Here is a 16,938-nt window from a genome sequence, read left to right on the forward strand (position 1 = left end):
AATAATATTTAATAATATTTAATAATATTTAATAATATTTAATAATATTTAATAATATTTAATAAAATTCAGTAAAATTCAAAAATTATTATTAAAATAATGGAATTAATATTATGAATGTGATATGTTCTAGTGAAGAATCATTATACCGTCCAGAAGTTTATCGTTGGCGAGAAAGAATGAAATTAATGAAACCTATGGGTGAGGTTGTAGTTGTTCTTCCCTGTAGTATGAAAAAACCTTATTCAAACTCTAAATCTCATCAGAAATTTAGGAGAGCTACTAAAGGTTATCAAGAAGTTATTGTAACGTCTCCTTTTGGGATCTGTCCTCGTGAAATGGAAAACACATTCCCGATAAATTCTTATGATGTTGCTGTCTCTGGAGATTGGAGTTTTGAAGAGAAAAAATTTTCTGGAAAACTTCTTAAAGAATATATTGGTGATAAAAAAATCATAGCTAATGTTTCTGGAGGCTATGAGGAAGTATGTAGAGAATATCTCGATGATGTAGTTTATACTGCTAAAGAAAATAGGCCCACCTCTAATGATTCAATTTATAATTTAAGAAATGAATTAAAAAAATATAAAAAGGTTAAAGGCAGGGATAGACTTCTCAATGAACTCCGTTCAATAGCTATATATCAATTTGGCATTGTTGGTGGGGAATTCATTCAAGATAATACTATATCTAAGGGTCTTTATCATAGGAGAATTTTTAATGATAGTAAGCAGATAGCTCTTCTAAATAAAGACACAGGATTTTATTCTTTAAGGCTTCCTGGAGGAGAAATATTAAAAAATCTAGGCATTAATATTATTGAAATTGATTTTGAATTAAAAACAAACACTTTATTTGCTCCAGGTATTCAAAAAGCTGATAAAAATATTATTCCTAATGATGAAGTCGTAATTATTCGGAACGATGAAGTTGTTGGGGTTGGAAAAGCAGTTTTATCTGGAAAAGAAATGGAAGAATTAAACAATGGGGTAGCTGTCAAAATAAAAGACAGGAAAAAATAATTTTTTCTATTTTTATTTTTATAATTAATTCAACTAATTTTTTATATTATTTTTTGTTTGATTTTTCATATATTTTTTTCATATAATTTTTGTTCTAATGGTAGAATAAAATAGCTATCTATAAATATGACTAAAACAAAAAGTTGATATGATTATTTTTGTAGCTAAAATTTTAAAACAAAAATAACTGAAAAACAAAAATAACTTAAATTATTATAATTAATTCAATTTTTTAAAAGTTTAATTTTTAATTTAATTTTTCTTAAAATGGATTATTATAAACTCATTAATGAGTATAATACTTAAATATATATAAGTGAGGAATAATATGTCAGAAGATTTAACAAATAAAGTAAGAGAGGCTGTTTCAAAAGTAAATGATCCACATATGGGAGTAAGTATTGTAGAAATGGGCATTGTTCAAAATATTGATATTGATGGTTCAACTGCTAAAATTACAATTAAACCTACTAATCCTGGATGTATGAGTGTGGCTCGTATGGCTGCAGATACAAAAGCTCAAGCTTTATCTGTTGATGGAATTGATGATACTGAAATTACTGTTGAAGGCCATGCTATGGCTGATTCCATTAATGAAATGATAAATAAAAAAACAGATAACTAATATTTCATTTCCTAATTTTGTTTGATTGTTTAATCTATTATTTACACAATTCTACTTTTTTTAGGTTAATATTTTAATTTTTTAAAGGTATTATTTTAATATTATTTTTTGGGGTTTCCAAAATTATTTTATAAATAAATATCTTTATAAAAATTTAAAAATAATAATATTTTTATTAAATTATATATTATTTAAATTATAATATCTTTTATTTAAATTATAATATTTTTTAATAATTTTTTTACTAGAATCGAAAATATTATATATGATGAAATCCAAATGTTGTGTCTAGCCCTAATTTTATTTCATAATTTATTATGATTAATTAGAGTATATCAATATAAGAAATATAGGCCAGTGGCTCAGCTTGGTTAGCGCGCACGGCTGATAACCGTGAGGTCCTGGGTTCGAATCCCAGCTGGCCTATTTTTTATTTTTAATTATTAATTTTTTTTTGTTTAATTTTTATTTTTAGTATTCAAAATTTTAATTATTTTTAGAATAATTATTTTTTTTATTCATATTCTTTTCTTTGCTGATTTTAAGCATCCTAATATATGACTGTTCATTTTTTCTAAAAATAACTCAATAAAAAATCATTTTTTTTTATTATATTAATAATTTAATTTTTTATTTAATTATTTATATATTGATGCTAGTACTTTTCATATTTTAAATGATTATATATTTTTTGCATTGTTATTTTATCTAAATTTTTTTAATTTAAAGATTAAAATGATTTTTATTTGTTTTTTATTATTATAAATATTTCATGAATAAATATACCAATATTTTGATTAATTTGCCAAATATATTCTAAATATATAATGAAATAATTTTGAGTTTAATATTAAGATTTTTTCAGCTGAATATTAAAATTTATATTCCTTATAATTATATTAAAGAGTTTTTCAATAATATATCATTAATAAAATAATTTTTGTATTGTAATCAATAATAAAATGATATATTATAAATAGTAATGTTTTTAAAATATTATATATAATATGAATTTTAGGAATATTATAAGTAATTTTAAACTAATTAAAGATATTTGCATAATTTTGTAATTATTGGGAATATTATAATTAATTTTAAAGTATATTAGAAATAGTATAATTATAAGAAATAGTCTAATTATTAAAATAGTTAATATATCAATTTTTTAAAAATAAAATTATTTTTAAAATTAATTTATCTGAGGTCTATATTATGTGGGAATCATTAAGGTATAAGTTTGAAAAGTATCCTGCACGTATGAATGTTGCAAGTAAGATGATAGAATTGGGCCTAAGAGTCGGAAATGATCATAAAATTTATTGTGGGGATCTTAAAATAAATGATGTGGCTTTGGCTAAAGCAGCTAATGTTGATAGAAAAGCTATAAAGTTAACTGTTGATTTTATTTTAAATGATGAGAAACTTTCAAATATTTTTGAAAATATTTTGCCTGCTGGAACACTACTTAAAAATATAGCTAAAAATCTTGGATTAGGTGTTATAGAAATAGAAGTTGGAGATGAAAATATTGGAATACTTACAGCTGTTAGTAAAATAATTTCAGAAGAAGGTATAAGTATTAGACAAGCATATGCTTCAGATACTCAGCTAGAAGAGATTCCTAGACTGACAATAATCACTGAAGAAAATGTATCTGGAGATATTATAAAAAAATTTTTGAAAATTGATGGTGTGATAAGAGTTTCAGTTTATTAATTCTTTATAAAATTTAAAATTAATCAAAAATTAAATTTTTAAATTTAATAAAAATCGATTTTTAAGAATAAATTTTATTTTAAATTGGATTATTTTTCAAAACAAGTTATAAGTTCTTCATGAACTTTTTTTAATCTATATATTGATTCATCTAAATTATTTATTTTGTATTTTTTCCATTTATCTGCTACAAATTCAATATCAACTTCTTCGATTCCATTTATAAGATTATCTGCATGGGAGATTATCTTTTCTTCAATTGTAGTGGGAATATAATTTTTTTCTGGAAGTCCTAATTCAATAGCTTCTTCTTTTGAAATTCCTGAACCTACATGTTTTTCAATTATAGTTGCTAGATCTTTAGAAAATCCTTTTTCAATAGCTAAATTTGCACCAACAATAGCATGATCAATGTTATTTGTTTTAGATCTACCAATATCATGAAGTAAGGCTGCTTCTTCTATTAATTTTTCATCAACATCAAAATTTTTAGATATCTCTTTAGCTTTATTACAAACTGCTAGAGAATGCTCAATAACCCAATCTGGGCATCCTTCTTCTTTTAAAAGATTAACTATCATAATAAACCTCTAATAAATATAATAGTAAATATTTTTAATATTAAAAGTAGATTAAAATTATTAATTTTATAAAAATATACTTTTAATATTAAAAAATAAATAAAAAATTAAAAAGAATTCATTTATTAAATTTTTAAATTAATAATTAATTATATTTTATATTAATAATTAATTATATTTAATTTTATTAATTAATATCATTAATCATTATCATTTACATTAATTATTATAAATTATACTTAATATTATAACTGATTATGATTAAATTAAGAAATATTTAAAAGATATCTATTTTAAAAATAAAATATAATACGAAATATGATTTTTCTAATTATTTCGCATTTTCTGTCCTAGCAATAGAGTATGCTTTTTCATAATTTGCAATTTCTTCTTTTATTCTGTTAATTATGCTATCATTTTCCTGAAAAGCAATTTCATTTCCGCATTCAGGGCATATGAATCCCATTTCAGAAGCTTGATCAAATGCAAACCTTGAATGTCCATTTGGACAAACAAAAAACATATTGTTTTCTTCAATTTCTAAAATTTCTTTTAGGTTATTTATTTCATCAGTTGATTTTTCTTTAATCTGAGTATTTACTCCATTGGAGTCAAATTTCCAGGAATATGTATACCATTGTGTTTCAGGATCTTTACTTCTTTTGTAACTAGCTAATCCTGAATCATATAGTTTATATAGAACTTTTCTAACAATATTTAACTTGATTTCAGTTTTTTCAGCTATTTCTTCATCAGTACTAGTTCCATCTATTAGACATTCAACAATTGATAAATTTTCTTCATCCTGTACAACTTCATTTAATAATTCTTGGACCAATGGATCACTTAACATTTACTCAACCCTCTCCACAAAAAACAATTGTATTATGACCTCATCATATGATTATGTCAATAACAATTTAATAACATGTATGGCACAATTATCGTATTTAAAGAAAATTAAACACTTTAAAAAACAATTAGCTACATTATGATACAATTAAAAAAATACAAATAAAATATGTATACCATAATAATATATGTTTTACATATAATATAAAATTAATTATCAGGATAGTTTTTTATATTGATAATTTTTTTCTAAATATATATTCAGTATTATAAAAAATATAGTAATAATGTTCTTAAAAATATGATATTTATATTCATAAATACTTATATTTCAAAATATATTTCAATTAGGAACTAATAAATTTTCATGATATTATGCATAAAACTTGTTTTGTTTTATAAATTGATTATAATAATTAAAAATTTTCTGATTTATTTTACAAATAAGTAATATTAATTAAAATTTCGAAATCATTATAAAGTAGAAACAGTATATTATCTTATCATAATCCATAAAAACCATATATTTTATATATTATTAATTTATATTATTGTATAACAGATATATTAATTGTAATGCTGTGCATAAACTATTATCTAAATAGCATTATATATTATGTTATAAGTTATATTTATTCTTTTCTCTCACTATAACTGCTGGGGTGTGAATAATAGAATCAAGTGATTCAACACTGACACTATCTATTTCTTCTCCTAAAACATTTTTAACGCTATGTATTGTTTCCATATTATTTGAAAGTAATTTTTGGTAGTTTTCTGCTATATTTGCAATCTTTATTCCTTTTTTTACACTAATTTCTTCAGAACTCCCAAGTGGGGTTGACCCAACATTTTCAGATAACTGTCCTAATAAGTAACCAAAAAAACCTTTATTCGACTCAATTCCCTCAATAGCTATGGGCAATCCAGTAAAATATTTATTTTTCTTTTTATAAGTAGCATCGGTGTCTATTATTAAAACATTCGCTGATTTTTTGGTTTCTTTTTTTATCTTTTGTTTTATCTCTTTTGCCACTTTTTCAGGATTTTTTGGGAGTAATGATACAAAAGTTCCTGGAGCATTACTTAAATCTATTCCTGCTTCAGAAGCTGGTTTTAATGCATGTTTCCATCCATATAATTGTAATACTACTTCTTTATGTCTTTTTGATTCTGGAGGCAATTTTCTTAAGTTTTTTATAGTTCTTTTTTTTATTCTAAAAAGTGGTCCAAGAAAATATCCCCAAAAATATTTACTCCAAATAATAGCTAGAAATTTGGCACTTAAACTTGGTTCATATTCCATTTCATCAACTAATCTTCCTTGGGATATGGCAATTGGGGTTTCAGCAATTACTAGGTAATCTTCATTTTCTATAAGGTCCATAGAAGGTTTAATGATTTTATCTAAATTTTCATTAGCTACAATATAATTCGTTTCAATAGGAATGATAATAAAATTTTCATCTTCTATATATTTATAAGTAATTCCCTCGTTTGTTTTTGCTTGTTGATAATTAAGTTTTAAGTTGTTTTTATTCATATAATCAGGTTTAGATAGCTTTATGGTCTAAATTTCTTTTCAATGTTAAAAATAGCTTATATTCTAATTTATTATTATTTTAATTTATTAATATTATTACATTAAAAATGGAATGATTTAAAAATAAATATATTAATATTAATAATTTTCTGTATTATCATGCCTATATATTATGATTATAATAAATAATGTAAATAAAAATTTACTATTATTTATTTTAAAGTAATTATTTCAAAATTATTTTTCAGCTATTTATTTTTTCTATAGTGTCTCCTCTAAGCCCTCTTCTAATAGTTTCAAGAGAAGTAATGTCATCTGTTGAAATATTTCCTAGGTTGACTTCTTTACCAAGTTTAAGGATGAAATAAACTTGTTGATCCTTGTTAGGTGCTTCCCATATGATTTTTTCTTCAGGTATATGTTTTAGTAGGTAATCTACTTCTTCTTCTTTAGCAGTTCCTTTTTCATCATATATTCCAATATTTTTCCCGCCTTCTCGTGCCTCTATGATTACCATATCTGATCCTGCTTTTAACTCAGAGTTTACAAGTTCTATTCTTTTCTCTATTGTAATTTCAGCATCTGCTTGTGGATCTTTTTTCCCTACCTCAGATAATACATAAAAACCTTTTTCTTTTGCTTCAGATATAAATTCTAATTTTTCTTTTTCTGTCATATCTGTTGATCCGTCGGATATTTCAATAGCTTCAAAACCTATTTCTTTAGCTTCTTTGAAGAATTTAGGAATTTCTTTTTTAATGTAAGCAATTTCAAAAAGTGTTCCTCCGGTGTAAGGAATTATTCCAAATGATTTATACATTTTAACTTTTCTTTTGATTATCTCTTCATCGTGAACAATTATGGTTCCCCAACCAAATTTTAAAAAGTCAACATACTCTCCAGATATTTCCATTAGATTCTTTGCAGTTTCAAATCCAAGTCCTTTATCTAAAACCATTGTAAATCCTTTATTTCTAGGTTTTTCTTCTCTTGATGGAAGTAAAAATTCAAAACATTTCATATAATCACTTTTTAATAATTTTATACTATTTAAATTATATTTTTCATGATTTTTATTGTTTTTGGTGTAATCATATTTTAATATTTTTATTTTTAATATTCTATTTTCAATATTTTATTTTAATATTTTATTTTTAATATTTTAATTTAATATTCTATTTTTAATATTTTATTTTTAATATTTTATTTTAATATTTTATTTTTAATATTTTAATTTAATATTCTATTTTCAATATTTTATTTTTAAAATAGATATTTTTTTAAATATTTTTATTTTTAATTTTTTAAATTATCTACTAATTTTAGATTTATTAATTTTAGATTTATTAATTTTAGATTTATTAATTTTAGATCTATTGATTTTAGAAGTATTAATAAAATAATTTTTTAATTAATATATGATCATTTTGATAATATAAATTTAAATAATAAGTTTAATTTAATATAAAGTTAAATAATATATTAAATAAATAATATTTTAACACTAAAATTATCTTAATTTATTTTAATTTTTGCTAGAATTATTCTATTTTTAAGTAAAAGCAATTTTGGATTGAGTTTTATGGATAAAACAATAAGATATTTTGAAGAACCAGGTAACAAAAATACAGAAGATTTAATTGATATCGTTAAAGAAAAATTAGTAAATTCTAATATTAAATATATTGCTATAGCTTCTGTTTCTGGTAAAACTGCACTTAAACTTCATGATTCCCTCGAAGATGAAGGAATTATTGATGGAATTACTATTGTAAATGTGACTCACCACGCAGGATTTAGAGAAGAAAATAAATTAGAATTGACTTCAGAGATGAGGAAAAAACTTGAAGATAATGGTATAATTACATTTGCTGGCTCTCATGCTCTTAGTGGAGTTGGAAGAGGTATATCAAACAAGTTTGGTGGGGTTACTCCTGTCGAAATAATAGCCGAAACATTAAGAATGTTTTCACAAGGTATTAAAGTTTGTGGCGAAATAAGTATTATGTTGGCAGATGCAGGATTAATACCTATAGGAGAAAAAATATTGGCTATTGGTGGAAGAGCTACTGGTGCAGACTCTGCAGCTATCATTACTCCTGCAAACATGACTAATATATTTGATATGAGAATCCATGAGATAATAGCTATGCCTATAGATTAAATTTATGTCTTTAGATTAAATTCCTAACTATAGATTAAATTGGTTGTTCTTTTAGATTTTTTTATTTTCCAAGATTCTTAACCAATATTCTTAAATTATATATTATTTTTAGATTTTTCTAACATATTACTAATTTTTTTTAATTTTATTTTGATATTTTTAGCTTTTGATTTTTCACATGATTATTAGAACTTTAATATAAATTTTTTATATATTTTTATAGATATTTTTTCTTACTAAACATATAATTGATAATATTAATAATTTCGTTTTGATTTATTATTTAGTTTTATGATTAAATTACAATTAAAATTTTTATCTAATTTTAGTCTTATATATATTTGAATTTTAGAATTTTATCTTAAATTATTATCTAATATTTAAATTTCCAAGATTTTTACCGTTGCATTTAAATATAACTTATTACAAATCAATTAACATAAAATAAATTAAAATTATAATTTATAAATTATATGTTTTAATTTTGTTTAATGTGGGGTTAGTAAGTGAAATTTTTAAATGATGCAATTAAAGATTCTGAAAAGAGAATGGAAAAACAGATTCCAACAAGAATTTCAGCAGATCTGGATGATGAATTAATAGACATGATGGAACAAAGTCGTGCTAAAATTTTTGTCATCGGTGCTGGTGGTGCTGGTAATAATACAGTATCAAGATTGAATGAAATTGGTATTGATGGAGCTGAAACAATAACTGTTAATACAGATGCTCAAGATTTGTTTTACAGTCAATCAAGCAAAAAGCTTCTTTTAGGTAAAAAAACTTGTCATGGTTTAGGTGCTGGTGGCAATCCTGATGTTGGAGAAGAATGTGCTGAAGAAAGTGAAGATGAAATAAGAGATGAACTTGAAGGATCTGACATGGTCTTTGTTACATGTGGTCTTGGTGGGGGAACTGGAACTGGTTCTGCACCAGTAATTTCAAAATTAGCTAAAAAAGCAGGTGCTTTAACTGTCGCAGTAGCTACTATGCCATTTTCAGCAGAAGGTATTAAAAGAAGGGAAAATGCTGAAAAAGGGTTAGAAAAGCTTAAAAATACTGCGGATACAGTAATAATAATTCCTAATGATAAATTATTGGAAGTAGCTCCAAATCTTCCATTGAATAAAGCATTTATGGTTTCTGATGAGATTTTAGGCAGGGCTGTAAAAGGTATAACTGAATTAATTACTAAAAAGAGTTTGGTTAACCTCGACTTTGCTGATATTAGAAGTATCATGCAAGGTTCTGGAATGGCAATGATTGGTATGGGCGAATCTGAATCTGGAGATAGAGCATTAGAATCTGTTCATGAAGCATTAAATAGTCCTTTACTCGATTTAGATATTTCTGATGCAAAAGGTGCATTGATTAATATATCTGGTAGTTCTGACTTAACTTTACATGAATCTGAGAAAATTGTTCAAATTGTCGCTGATAAATTAGATCCAGAAGCAAATGTTATTTGGGGTGTTCAAATTGATGAAGACCTACAGAACATGGTTAGAACAACAATTGTTGTTTCTGGAGTTAAAGCTCAAGATGAGTATAGTGAAAGAGCAATTGAAAAAATTGATGTAGCTGATATGGAAAATGTTTCTCCTGAAATTGAGTCTGATCCTTTAGATGATTTTATTGATGGAACTTTCTAAATATAAGTTTTTTAATTATTTTTGAAGTTTTTTATAAATTCTTCAACCTTATTTAGTTAATCCCATCATTTATTTTCTTTTTTAAATCAAATCTTTTTATATCATTTCATGATTATTTTTTTCTTTTAATTTGAGTTTGGTCTAAAATTTAAATTGCAAATTTTAAATTTTATTTTAATTTTTTATTTATACCAGAAAGTTCTTTATATCTATGAATCACAAGAATATTCTAAATTAAAATATTTTATAAACATATAATTTCTAATTTTAAAAGTCTCACAATATATGATAGATAATTCGTACCAAAAACATCGAATTAATACAAAATAAAAAATCTCCAAAAAACTGTACATTCTCTTATTTTCGATATATTTATATATGATTCTTTATATATTTTTATAGTGAATGTTCATTATAATATAACTGATAATATAATAAAAATTATTTAGATAAAATGAGAAAATATTTTTTAGACAATTTAAGATGGATAATTATTCTTTTATTGTTTCCTTTCCATACGTTTAGGATTTATTCATTTGAAAATTTTTATATTCACGGGCCTCCGAATATCATTTTGTTTGACTTTATAGTCTTTTTAGCGCCTTGGTTTATGTCTTTACTTTTTGTCATAGCTGGAATAAGTACTTATTATTCTCTTAAAAAGAGAACTCCTAAAGAATATTTGAAAGAACGGCTATTCCGATTGTTTATACCATTTGTATCTGGATTAGTATTATTAGTTCCAATACAAACTTTTTTCGCTGAAAAATTTCACCTGGGATATACTGGAAGCTATTTTTCGCAATTAATAACATTTTTCACCAAATTTGGTGATTTAAGTGGTTATACTGGAGGATTCACCCCAGGACATTTGTGGTTTATATTATATTTATTTATTATCTCTATTATTGCATTGCCAATTATAATATTATATAAAAATAGCTCAATAAAATTAAACTTTGATAAAATAAATATTATTAGAATAATTCCTCTATTTTTAATTTTTTGGATTATGAGTGATATTTTGGATATTGGTGGAGAGAGTTTAGGAGCTTATTTTGCATTGTTTATGATAGGTTATTTTATATTGTTTAGTGATAAAATACAACAGAGTTTAGAAAAATACAAGTGGTATTTCGTCTCTATTTTTTTAATATGTTCGATAATAAATCTTATGGTTATGGTGCCTTTTATATTCTCTCTTCTGCCAGATTATTATTGGGTTATAGATATTCTCTATGGTTTATTTTCGGCATTTTTGTCTTGGGCAGCAATATTATCTTTAATGGGGTTAGGTAATAAATATTTAAACTTTCATAATAAATGGACAGAGTATTTTACTAAAGCATCTTATACAATATATATCTTTCATCAAACTTGGATTGTTATTGTAGCTTACTATACTTTATTGTTAATATCATCATTTATATTGCAAATAATTGTTATATTATTTGGAAGTTTTATTTTAACTATTATTAGTTATGAAATTGTTAAAAGATCTAAATTAACTAGATTCCTTTTTGGAATCAAGGAATAATTATTCTATTGGGGGATCAAAAATTTTATCTATTTTAGGGCTAATTTTAATGAAAAATCATAATTATATTTTTGATATAATATGATTTGTCTTTATACTTCTAGATTATCAGTTAATTCTTCTCAATGGGACTTTTTAATGCTTTAAATATAATTTAGTTATTATATATATTTTTTTTATTTTTTCATAGAGTATTCAACTTATTTTTTCCAATATTCAAATTATTAATCTGTAAAAATCAAAAATATTACAAACTAACAATATAAATGAAATAAATTTTATACCAAAAGTTTATAAATGTAGAATTATAATTATAATATTATTATAAATACTTAACAATTAATTAGCTCAATAATTAATTAAATAATTTAATTAGCTTAATATTATTTTAGCTTAATATTATTATTTAATATTCATTAAACCAAAAAATTAGATTATAATAAAAATTAGATTATAATTATTTAATAGTTATTAATTCAAGTATTGATTATTATTAAATATATGAAATTATATAGGATAATAATATATAATATTTCAATAATCATATGAAATAGTTTATTTAATAAATTTTTTAAGGTTTTATAATATTAAATCACAACCTTATTTCAAGATAAATAGGGGATTTTCAATGAGTTTTCAAGAATCAATGAACCGTTTTTTCAAAGAATGTAAAAGAGTATTAAAAGTATCTAAAAAGCCTAATAGAGAAGAATATGTCAATTTTTCAAAAGTAACAGCTATCGGTATACTTATTATTGGTGCTGTTGGATTTGTAATAGTTTTAATTTTCCAATTGATTGGAATTTAATATATGAGATATTTTAATAGTATATTCTATTTTTATTAAGTTTTTGTTTTTTGAATAAATTATTAACAAACAATATTAAATATGATTAAATTAATAATTCATAATGTTTTAATATTGATAATTTAATAAATTATTAAATTAGATTAATAATAGAATTGATAATATATTAATTTTTGAATATATTAATTTTTGATTATTTGTTTTAATTTTGAAAACTTTAAATACTTGAATAATATAAATATAACATTAATATAAATAATATAATACTGATTTTAATATTATTATAGACTTGTAAAAATTTACTTATTATATTGAATTAAGTATCTTTTTAACTATTTATATTAAGTATTTTTTTAACTTGATTAAATAGTATTAATATGTATTGTTTGTATTGAGTTTATCTTAATCTTTATTAGATGAATAGATGAAATTTTAATCTGTATAGGTGTATTTTAAAATGGAAGATTATAAAAATTCCATATATGCTCTTAAGACAGCAACAGGTCAAGAGAGAAATGTGGCTAGGATGTTAGCTAGGAAATCAAAGGATAGTGGTATTGGTTTAGGAGCTATTCTCGTACCAGAGTCTTTAAAAGGTTATATATTAGTGGAATCTTCGACTAAAATAGATATGCAAAACCCTGCATTTAAAATTCCTCATTTAAGGGGTATTGTTGAAAGTAATTCTAGAAGTGTAGCTAATACTAATATAGTTTCTTTTGAAGAAGTTAAAAAATTCCTAAATCCTGAGCCTATTATATCTTCTATCCAAAAAGGAAGTATAGTAGAGCTTATATCTGGTCCTTTCAAAGGAGAAAGGGCAAAAGTGGTTCGTATTGACGAATCTCGTGAAGAAGTTGTTCTTGAGTTAATAGAAGCTGCAGTTCCGATTCCTGTAACTGTTAAAGGAGATCAAATTAGAATTATACAAAAGGAGGCTGACTAATGGCTAAAGATACCGTTGAAATTCTTATAGAAGGAGGAAGTGCAACTCCAGGACCACCTCTTGGTCCAGCTATAGGTCCTTTCGGAATTAATATGATGCAAGTTGTTGAGGAAATCAACAAAAAAAGTGCTGATTTTGAAGGAATGAAAGTGCCTGTTAAAATAATTATTGATAGTGATACTAAAAATTTTGAAATAGAAATTGGTACTCCACCAACCACAGCTCTCATCATGGACGAATTAAAAATCGAGAAAGGATCTCAAGATCCTGGCTTAGATAAAGTCGCTGATTTATCAGTAGAACAATCTTTAAAAATAGCTAGAATGAAATTTGATACTCTTTTAGCTAATGATTATAAACATGGTGCTAAAGAAGTAATGGGTACTTGTGTGAGTATGGGTATTACTGTGGATGGTAAAGATCCAAGAGAAGCACAAAAAGCTGTTGATTCTGGAGAATATGATAGTATTCTTTTAGAATAAGTAGTATTCTTTAGAATAAGTATTATTTTTTTAGGATAGATATTATTCTTTAGAATAATTAATAGTTTTTATATTAAATTTCTATGAATCTTTGTTTTCACGTTTAAATCATTGATTTATTAAATTTTAAATTTCTAGATTTATTAAATTTAAATTCTAGAATTATTAAATATTATTCAAAATAATTTGTAGATGATATTACTTAATTATATGATTTATATACTAATTTAATTAATTAGAATTAGATAAGATTATATATAGATAATTTTATTATTATTTAATATTATAATTATCTCTCTATATCAATTATTAGTTTATATTAATTATTATTTTTGTAATTGATACATTTATATTCATACAATTGATTAAATCAATATTTAAAGTATTTAATTTTATATTTAATCAGAATTAATTATATTTAATTATAATTATATTCACATTATATTAATATATTAAATTGATTATCAGATTAATTACTATGATCTTATTGATTTTCAGTTGATCATGAAACCAAAATATATCCAATGGGCTTAAAGTTCATGGAGGATTTATATGACACAAGAGATTATGGAAGCGGTGAAGAAGGCAAAAGATGAATCTAAGCCGAGAAACTTCACACAATCTATTGATGTTATTATTAACATCAAAGATTTGGATGTCAAAAAACCAGAAAATCGGTTTGATGAAGAAGTTGCTCTCCCTAATGGTCGTGGTAAAGATGTTAAAATAGGATTTATCGCGGATGGGGAATTAGCAGTTCAAGCTAAAAATGCTGGTATCGATCTTGTTGTGACTAAAGAAGCTTTAGAAGAGTATGGAAAAGACAGAAAACAAGCTAAAAAAGTAGCTAATGCTCATGACTTTTTCGTAGCTCAAGCTGATATGATGCCACTTGTTGGTAGATTCTTAGGGCCAGTTTTAGGTCCAAGAAAAAAAATGCCTAAACCAGTTCCTGCTAATGCTAAAGCAGAACCTTTGATTCAAAGGTTACAAACTACTGTTAAAATAGGTGTTAAAGACCAACCAAGTATCCAAACTTTAGTCGGAACTCAGGATATGAGTGACGAGCAAATAGCTGAAAATATCGAGGCAGTTCTCACAGTCTTAGACCGCAATTTAGAAAAAGGAAGAAACCAAATAAAATCCCTGTTTGTTAAAACAACAATGGGTTCAGTAGTGAGGGTGATTTAAAATGGCTCACGTTGCTGAATGGAAGAAAGAAGAGGTTAAAGAACTTAAAGGTTTGATTGATTCTCATGAAGTAATCGGTATAGTAAATTTACTTAATATACCTGCTAGACAACTTCAGAAAATGAGACAATCTTTAACAGGCAAAGCTGTCATTAGAATGTCTAAAAAGAATTTAATTGATTTAGCTTTCAAAGACTGTAATGATAAAAAACAAAACCTTGTAGATCTTTCTAACCATATGGATGGCCAACCTGCAATTGTATTCACTGATATGAATCCCTTCAAGTTATTTAAAATATTAGAAGACAGTAAAACCTCAGCACCTGCTAAGGAAGGAAATATTCCTGATTCTGATATTATTGTTCCTGGAGGGGACACTGGATTTGAACCAGGACCAATACTTGGTGAATTACAACAAGTGGGAATACCTGCTAAGATTGACAAAGGTAAGATTGTAGTTTCTAAAGATCATGTTATTGTTAAAGCTGGTGAACCTGTTTCAAAACAAGTTGCTAGTATGTTAACAAGACTTGATATTCAACCTATGGAAGTAGGAATTGATTTACGAGCAGCTTATGAAGAAGAGTCTGTTTATACTTCTGATTTGTTAACTATTGATGAAGAAAAAACATTGGCTGATGTTCAAAGCGCATTTTCCCAAGCATTTAATCTTTCTGTTAATGCGGGAATACCTACTAAAGAAACTATTGTTGCTATTATCCAAAATGCAAATAGTAAGTCAGTTAATTTGGCTATGAATGCATCTGTACTCACATCTGAAACAACAGAACCTTTAATTGCTCTTGCAAATGCTAAAATGTTAGCTTTAGCTAGTGCAATATCCGATGAAGAAGGTGCTCTTGATGAGGAGCTTGTTGAAAAATTATCTAATGTTTCTGTAGCTACTCCTGTAGTTGAAGAAACTATTGAAGATAATGAAGATGTTGAGGAAGAAGAAGAAACAGAGGAAGAAGCTGAAGAAGAAGCAGCAGCTGGCCTCGGAGCTCTCTTTGGTTAATAGATGACAATTTCAAATTAAAGTTTATAGTTTTTAATTATTCAATAAAATTGTTAGATTTAATCTATTAAAAGTTTAAATCATTAAAATTTAAATTAAAATTTAAATATAATTAAATATAATTAAATATAAGGTGAAAACATGGAATATATATACGCAGCAATGATTTTGCACAGCGCAGATAAAGATATCAATGAAGAAAATGTTAAAAGTATTGTTGAAGCAGCAGGAATCGAAGCAGATGATGCTAGAGTAAAAGCATTAATTGCAGCTTTAGAAGATGTAGACATCGAAGAAGCTATTGCAACTACTGCTATGGCAGCAGCTCCTGTAGCAGCAGCTGAAACAGCTCCTGCAGCTACTGAAGAAGTAGAAGAAGAGGAAGAAGAGGAAGAAGAAGAAGCATCTGAAGAAGAAGCAGCAGCTGGATTAGGTGCTTTATTCGGATAATTTTTTCTTTTCTCTTTTTATTTTTTTATTTTTTTATATTATCTTATTTCAATTCAAAGCCCATATTCTTTAAAAATCTAATTATATAATTTTTAATTAAATAAAGAATATATTTATTAAATACACTTTTTTGTTTTTAGTTTTACTTATTTTTAATTTTAATAATAATAATAATATTGAAATTTTTTATACTTATTATGGTATTAATTTTTATTTTATTGCAAAATTTATTTTGTTAATTAATAACTAATGTAATTATTACTTAACAAAATAAATTTATATTTTTAATAATTAATATTATTAAGACGATTAAACAAAACATATTATATATTGCTAAAATGATTTAATAAG

The 16,938-nt window shown here is 24.4% G+C and carries 16 protein-coding genes and 1 tRNA gene; 13 read left to right on the plus strand and 4 right to left on the minus strand.

Annotation, left to right across the window (positions count from 1 at the left end; all coding sequences use genetic code 11):
* The first annotated feature begins 113 nt into the window (after window positions 1-113).
* The 4 genes from Q0087_RS00425 to Q0087_RS00440 all read left to right on the plus strand — a co-directional run bounded on the left by Q0087_RS00425 (window position 114) and on the right by Q0087_RS00440 (window position 3,363).
* The gene (locus tag Q0087_RS00425; RefSeq protein ID WP_297897098.1) at window positions 114-1,022 is read left to right on the plus strand and encodes a DUF5591 domain-containing protein; all 909 of its coding nucleotides are present in this window, start codon (window positions 114-116) and stop codon (window positions 1,020-1,022) included.
* Window positions 1,023-1,350: 328 nt separating this feature from the next.
* Window positions 1,351-1,647: an iron-sulfur cluster assembly protein gene (locus Q0087_RS00430; protein ID WP_297897100.1), complete on the plus strand. Its 297-nt coding sequence runs from the start codon at window positions 1,351-1,353 to the stop codon at window positions 1,645-1,647.
* 351 nt (window positions 1,648-1,998) lie between these two features.
* Window positions 1,999-2,073 (plus strand) — tRNA-Ile (locus tag Q0087_RS00435).
* A 786-nt stretch (window positions 2,074-2,859) separates the two neighbouring features.
* Window positions 2,860-3,363, plus strand: a complete 504-nt coding sequence (locus Q0087_RS00440) for an amino acid-binding protein (RefSeq protein ID WP_297897103.1) — start codon at window positions 2,860-2,862, stop codon at window positions 3,361-3,363.
* Window positions 3,364-3,452: 89 nt separating this feature from the next.
* On the opposite strand, the gene Q0087_RS00445 is transcribed toward Q0087_RS00440, so the two are convergent.
* The 4 genes from Q0087_RS00445 to comA all read right to left on the minus strand — a co-directional run bounded on the left by Q0087_RS00445 (window position 3,453) and on the right by comA (window position 7,360).
* Entirely contained in the window at window positions 3,453-3,944 is a 492-nt protein-coding gene (locus Q0087_RS00445) for a TIGR00295 family protein (protein WP_297897105.1), read from the minus strand.
* 331 nt (window positions 3,945-4,275) lie between these two features.
* Complete coding sequence (gene tfe / locus Q0087_RS00450; RefSeq protein WP_297897109.1) at window positions 4,276-4,797, minus strand: transcription factor E; 522 nt, start codon at window positions 4,795-4,797, stop codon at window positions 4,276-4,278.
* Window positions 4,798-5,415: 618 nt separating this feature from the next.
* Window positions 5,416-6,339, minus strand: coding sequence for a coenzyme F420-0:L-glutamate ligase (locus Q0087_RS00455; protein ID WP_297897112.1), 924 nt, complete (start codon window positions 6,337-6,339; stop codon window positions 5,416-5,418).
* A gap of 244 nt (window positions 6,340-6,583) precedes the next feature.
* Window positions 6,584-7,360 (minus strand): phosphosulfolactate synthase, encoded by a 777-nt coding sequence (comA, locus tag Q0087_RS00460; protein WP_297897115.1) that lies wholly within the window; start codon window positions 7,358-7,360, stop codon window positions 6,584-6,586.
* 561 nt (window positions 7,361-7,921) lie between these two features.
* Here comA and Q0087_RS00465 point away from each other — a divergent pair.
* The 9 genes from Q0087_RS00465 (at window position 7,922) to rpl12p (ending at window position 16,587) form a co-directional block, all read left to right on the plus strand.
* Window positions 7,922-8,503: a pyruvate kinase alpha/beta domain-containing protein gene (locus tag Q0087_RS00465; RefSeq protein WP_297897116.1), complete on the plus strand. Its 582-nt coding sequence runs from the start codon at window positions 7,922-7,924 to the stop codon at window positions 8,501-8,503.
* Between the two features lie 506 nt (window positions 8,504-9,009).
* Window positions 9,010-10,155, plus strand: coding sequence for a cell division protein FtsZ (gene ftsZ, locus Q0087_RS00470; RefSeq protein ID WP_323384203.1), 1,146 nt, complete (start codon window positions 9,010-9,012; stop codon window positions 10,153-10,155).
* Between the two features lie 454 nt (window positions 10,156-10,609).
* On the plus strand, window positions 10,610-11,692 hold the full coding sequence (locus Q0087_RS00475) for an acyltransferase family protein (protein ID WP_297897119.1): 1,083 nt from the start codon (window positions 10,610-10,612) through the stop codon (window positions 11,690-11,692).
* A 628-nt stretch (window positions 11,693-12,320) separates the two neighbouring features.
* A complete protein-coding gene (locus Q0087_RS00480) occupies window positions 12,321-12,500 on the plus strand; it encodes a protein translocase SEC61 complex subunit gamma (RefSeq protein ID WP_297897121.1) in 180 nt (59 codons plus the stop codon).
* A 457-nt stretch (window positions 12,501-12,957) separates the two neighbouring features.
* Entirely contained in the window at window positions 12,958-13,446 is a 489-nt protein-coding gene (locus Q0087_RS00485; protein WP_297897123.1) for a transcription elongation factor Spt5, read from the plus strand.
* A complete protein-coding gene (locus tag Q0087_RS00490) occupies window positions 13,446-13,928 on the plus strand; it encodes a 50S ribosomal protein L11 (protein WP_297897126.1) in 483 nt (160 codons plus the stop codon). Before Q0087_RS00485 ends, Q0087_RS00490 begins: the two co-directional genes overlap by 1 nt.
* A gap of 552 nt (window positions 13,929-14,480) precedes the next feature.
* Window positions 14,481-15,119 carry a 50S ribosomal protein L1 gene (locus Q0087_RS00495; protein WP_297897129.1) on the plus strand — a complete coding sequence of 213 codons (639 nt, stop codon included), beginning with the start codon at window positions 14,481-14,483 and terminating at the stop codon, window positions 15,117-15,119.
* 1 nt (window position 15,120) lies between these two features.
* The gene (locus Q0087_RS00500; RefSeq protein ID WP_297897132.1) at window positions 15,121-16,137 is read left to right on the plus strand and encodes a 50S ribosomal protein L10; all 1,017 of its coding nucleotides are present in this window, start codon (window positions 15,121-15,123) and stop codon (window positions 16,135-16,137) included.
* Between the two features lie 141 nt (window positions 16,138-16,278).
* Complete coding sequence (gene rpl12p, locus Q0087_RS00505; RefSeq protein ID WP_297897134.1) at window positions 16,279-16,587, plus strand: 50S ribosomal protein P1; 309 nt, start codon at window positions 16,279-16,281, stop codon at window positions 16,585-16,587.
* The last annotated feature ends 351 nt before the right edge of the window (window positions 16,588-16,938 follow it).

It is taken from the genome of uncultured Methanobrevibacter sp., from assembly GCF_937881195.1.
Classification (GTDB): domain Archaea; phylum Methanobacteriota; class Methanobacteria; order Methanobacteriales; family Methanobacteriaceae; genus Methanobinarius.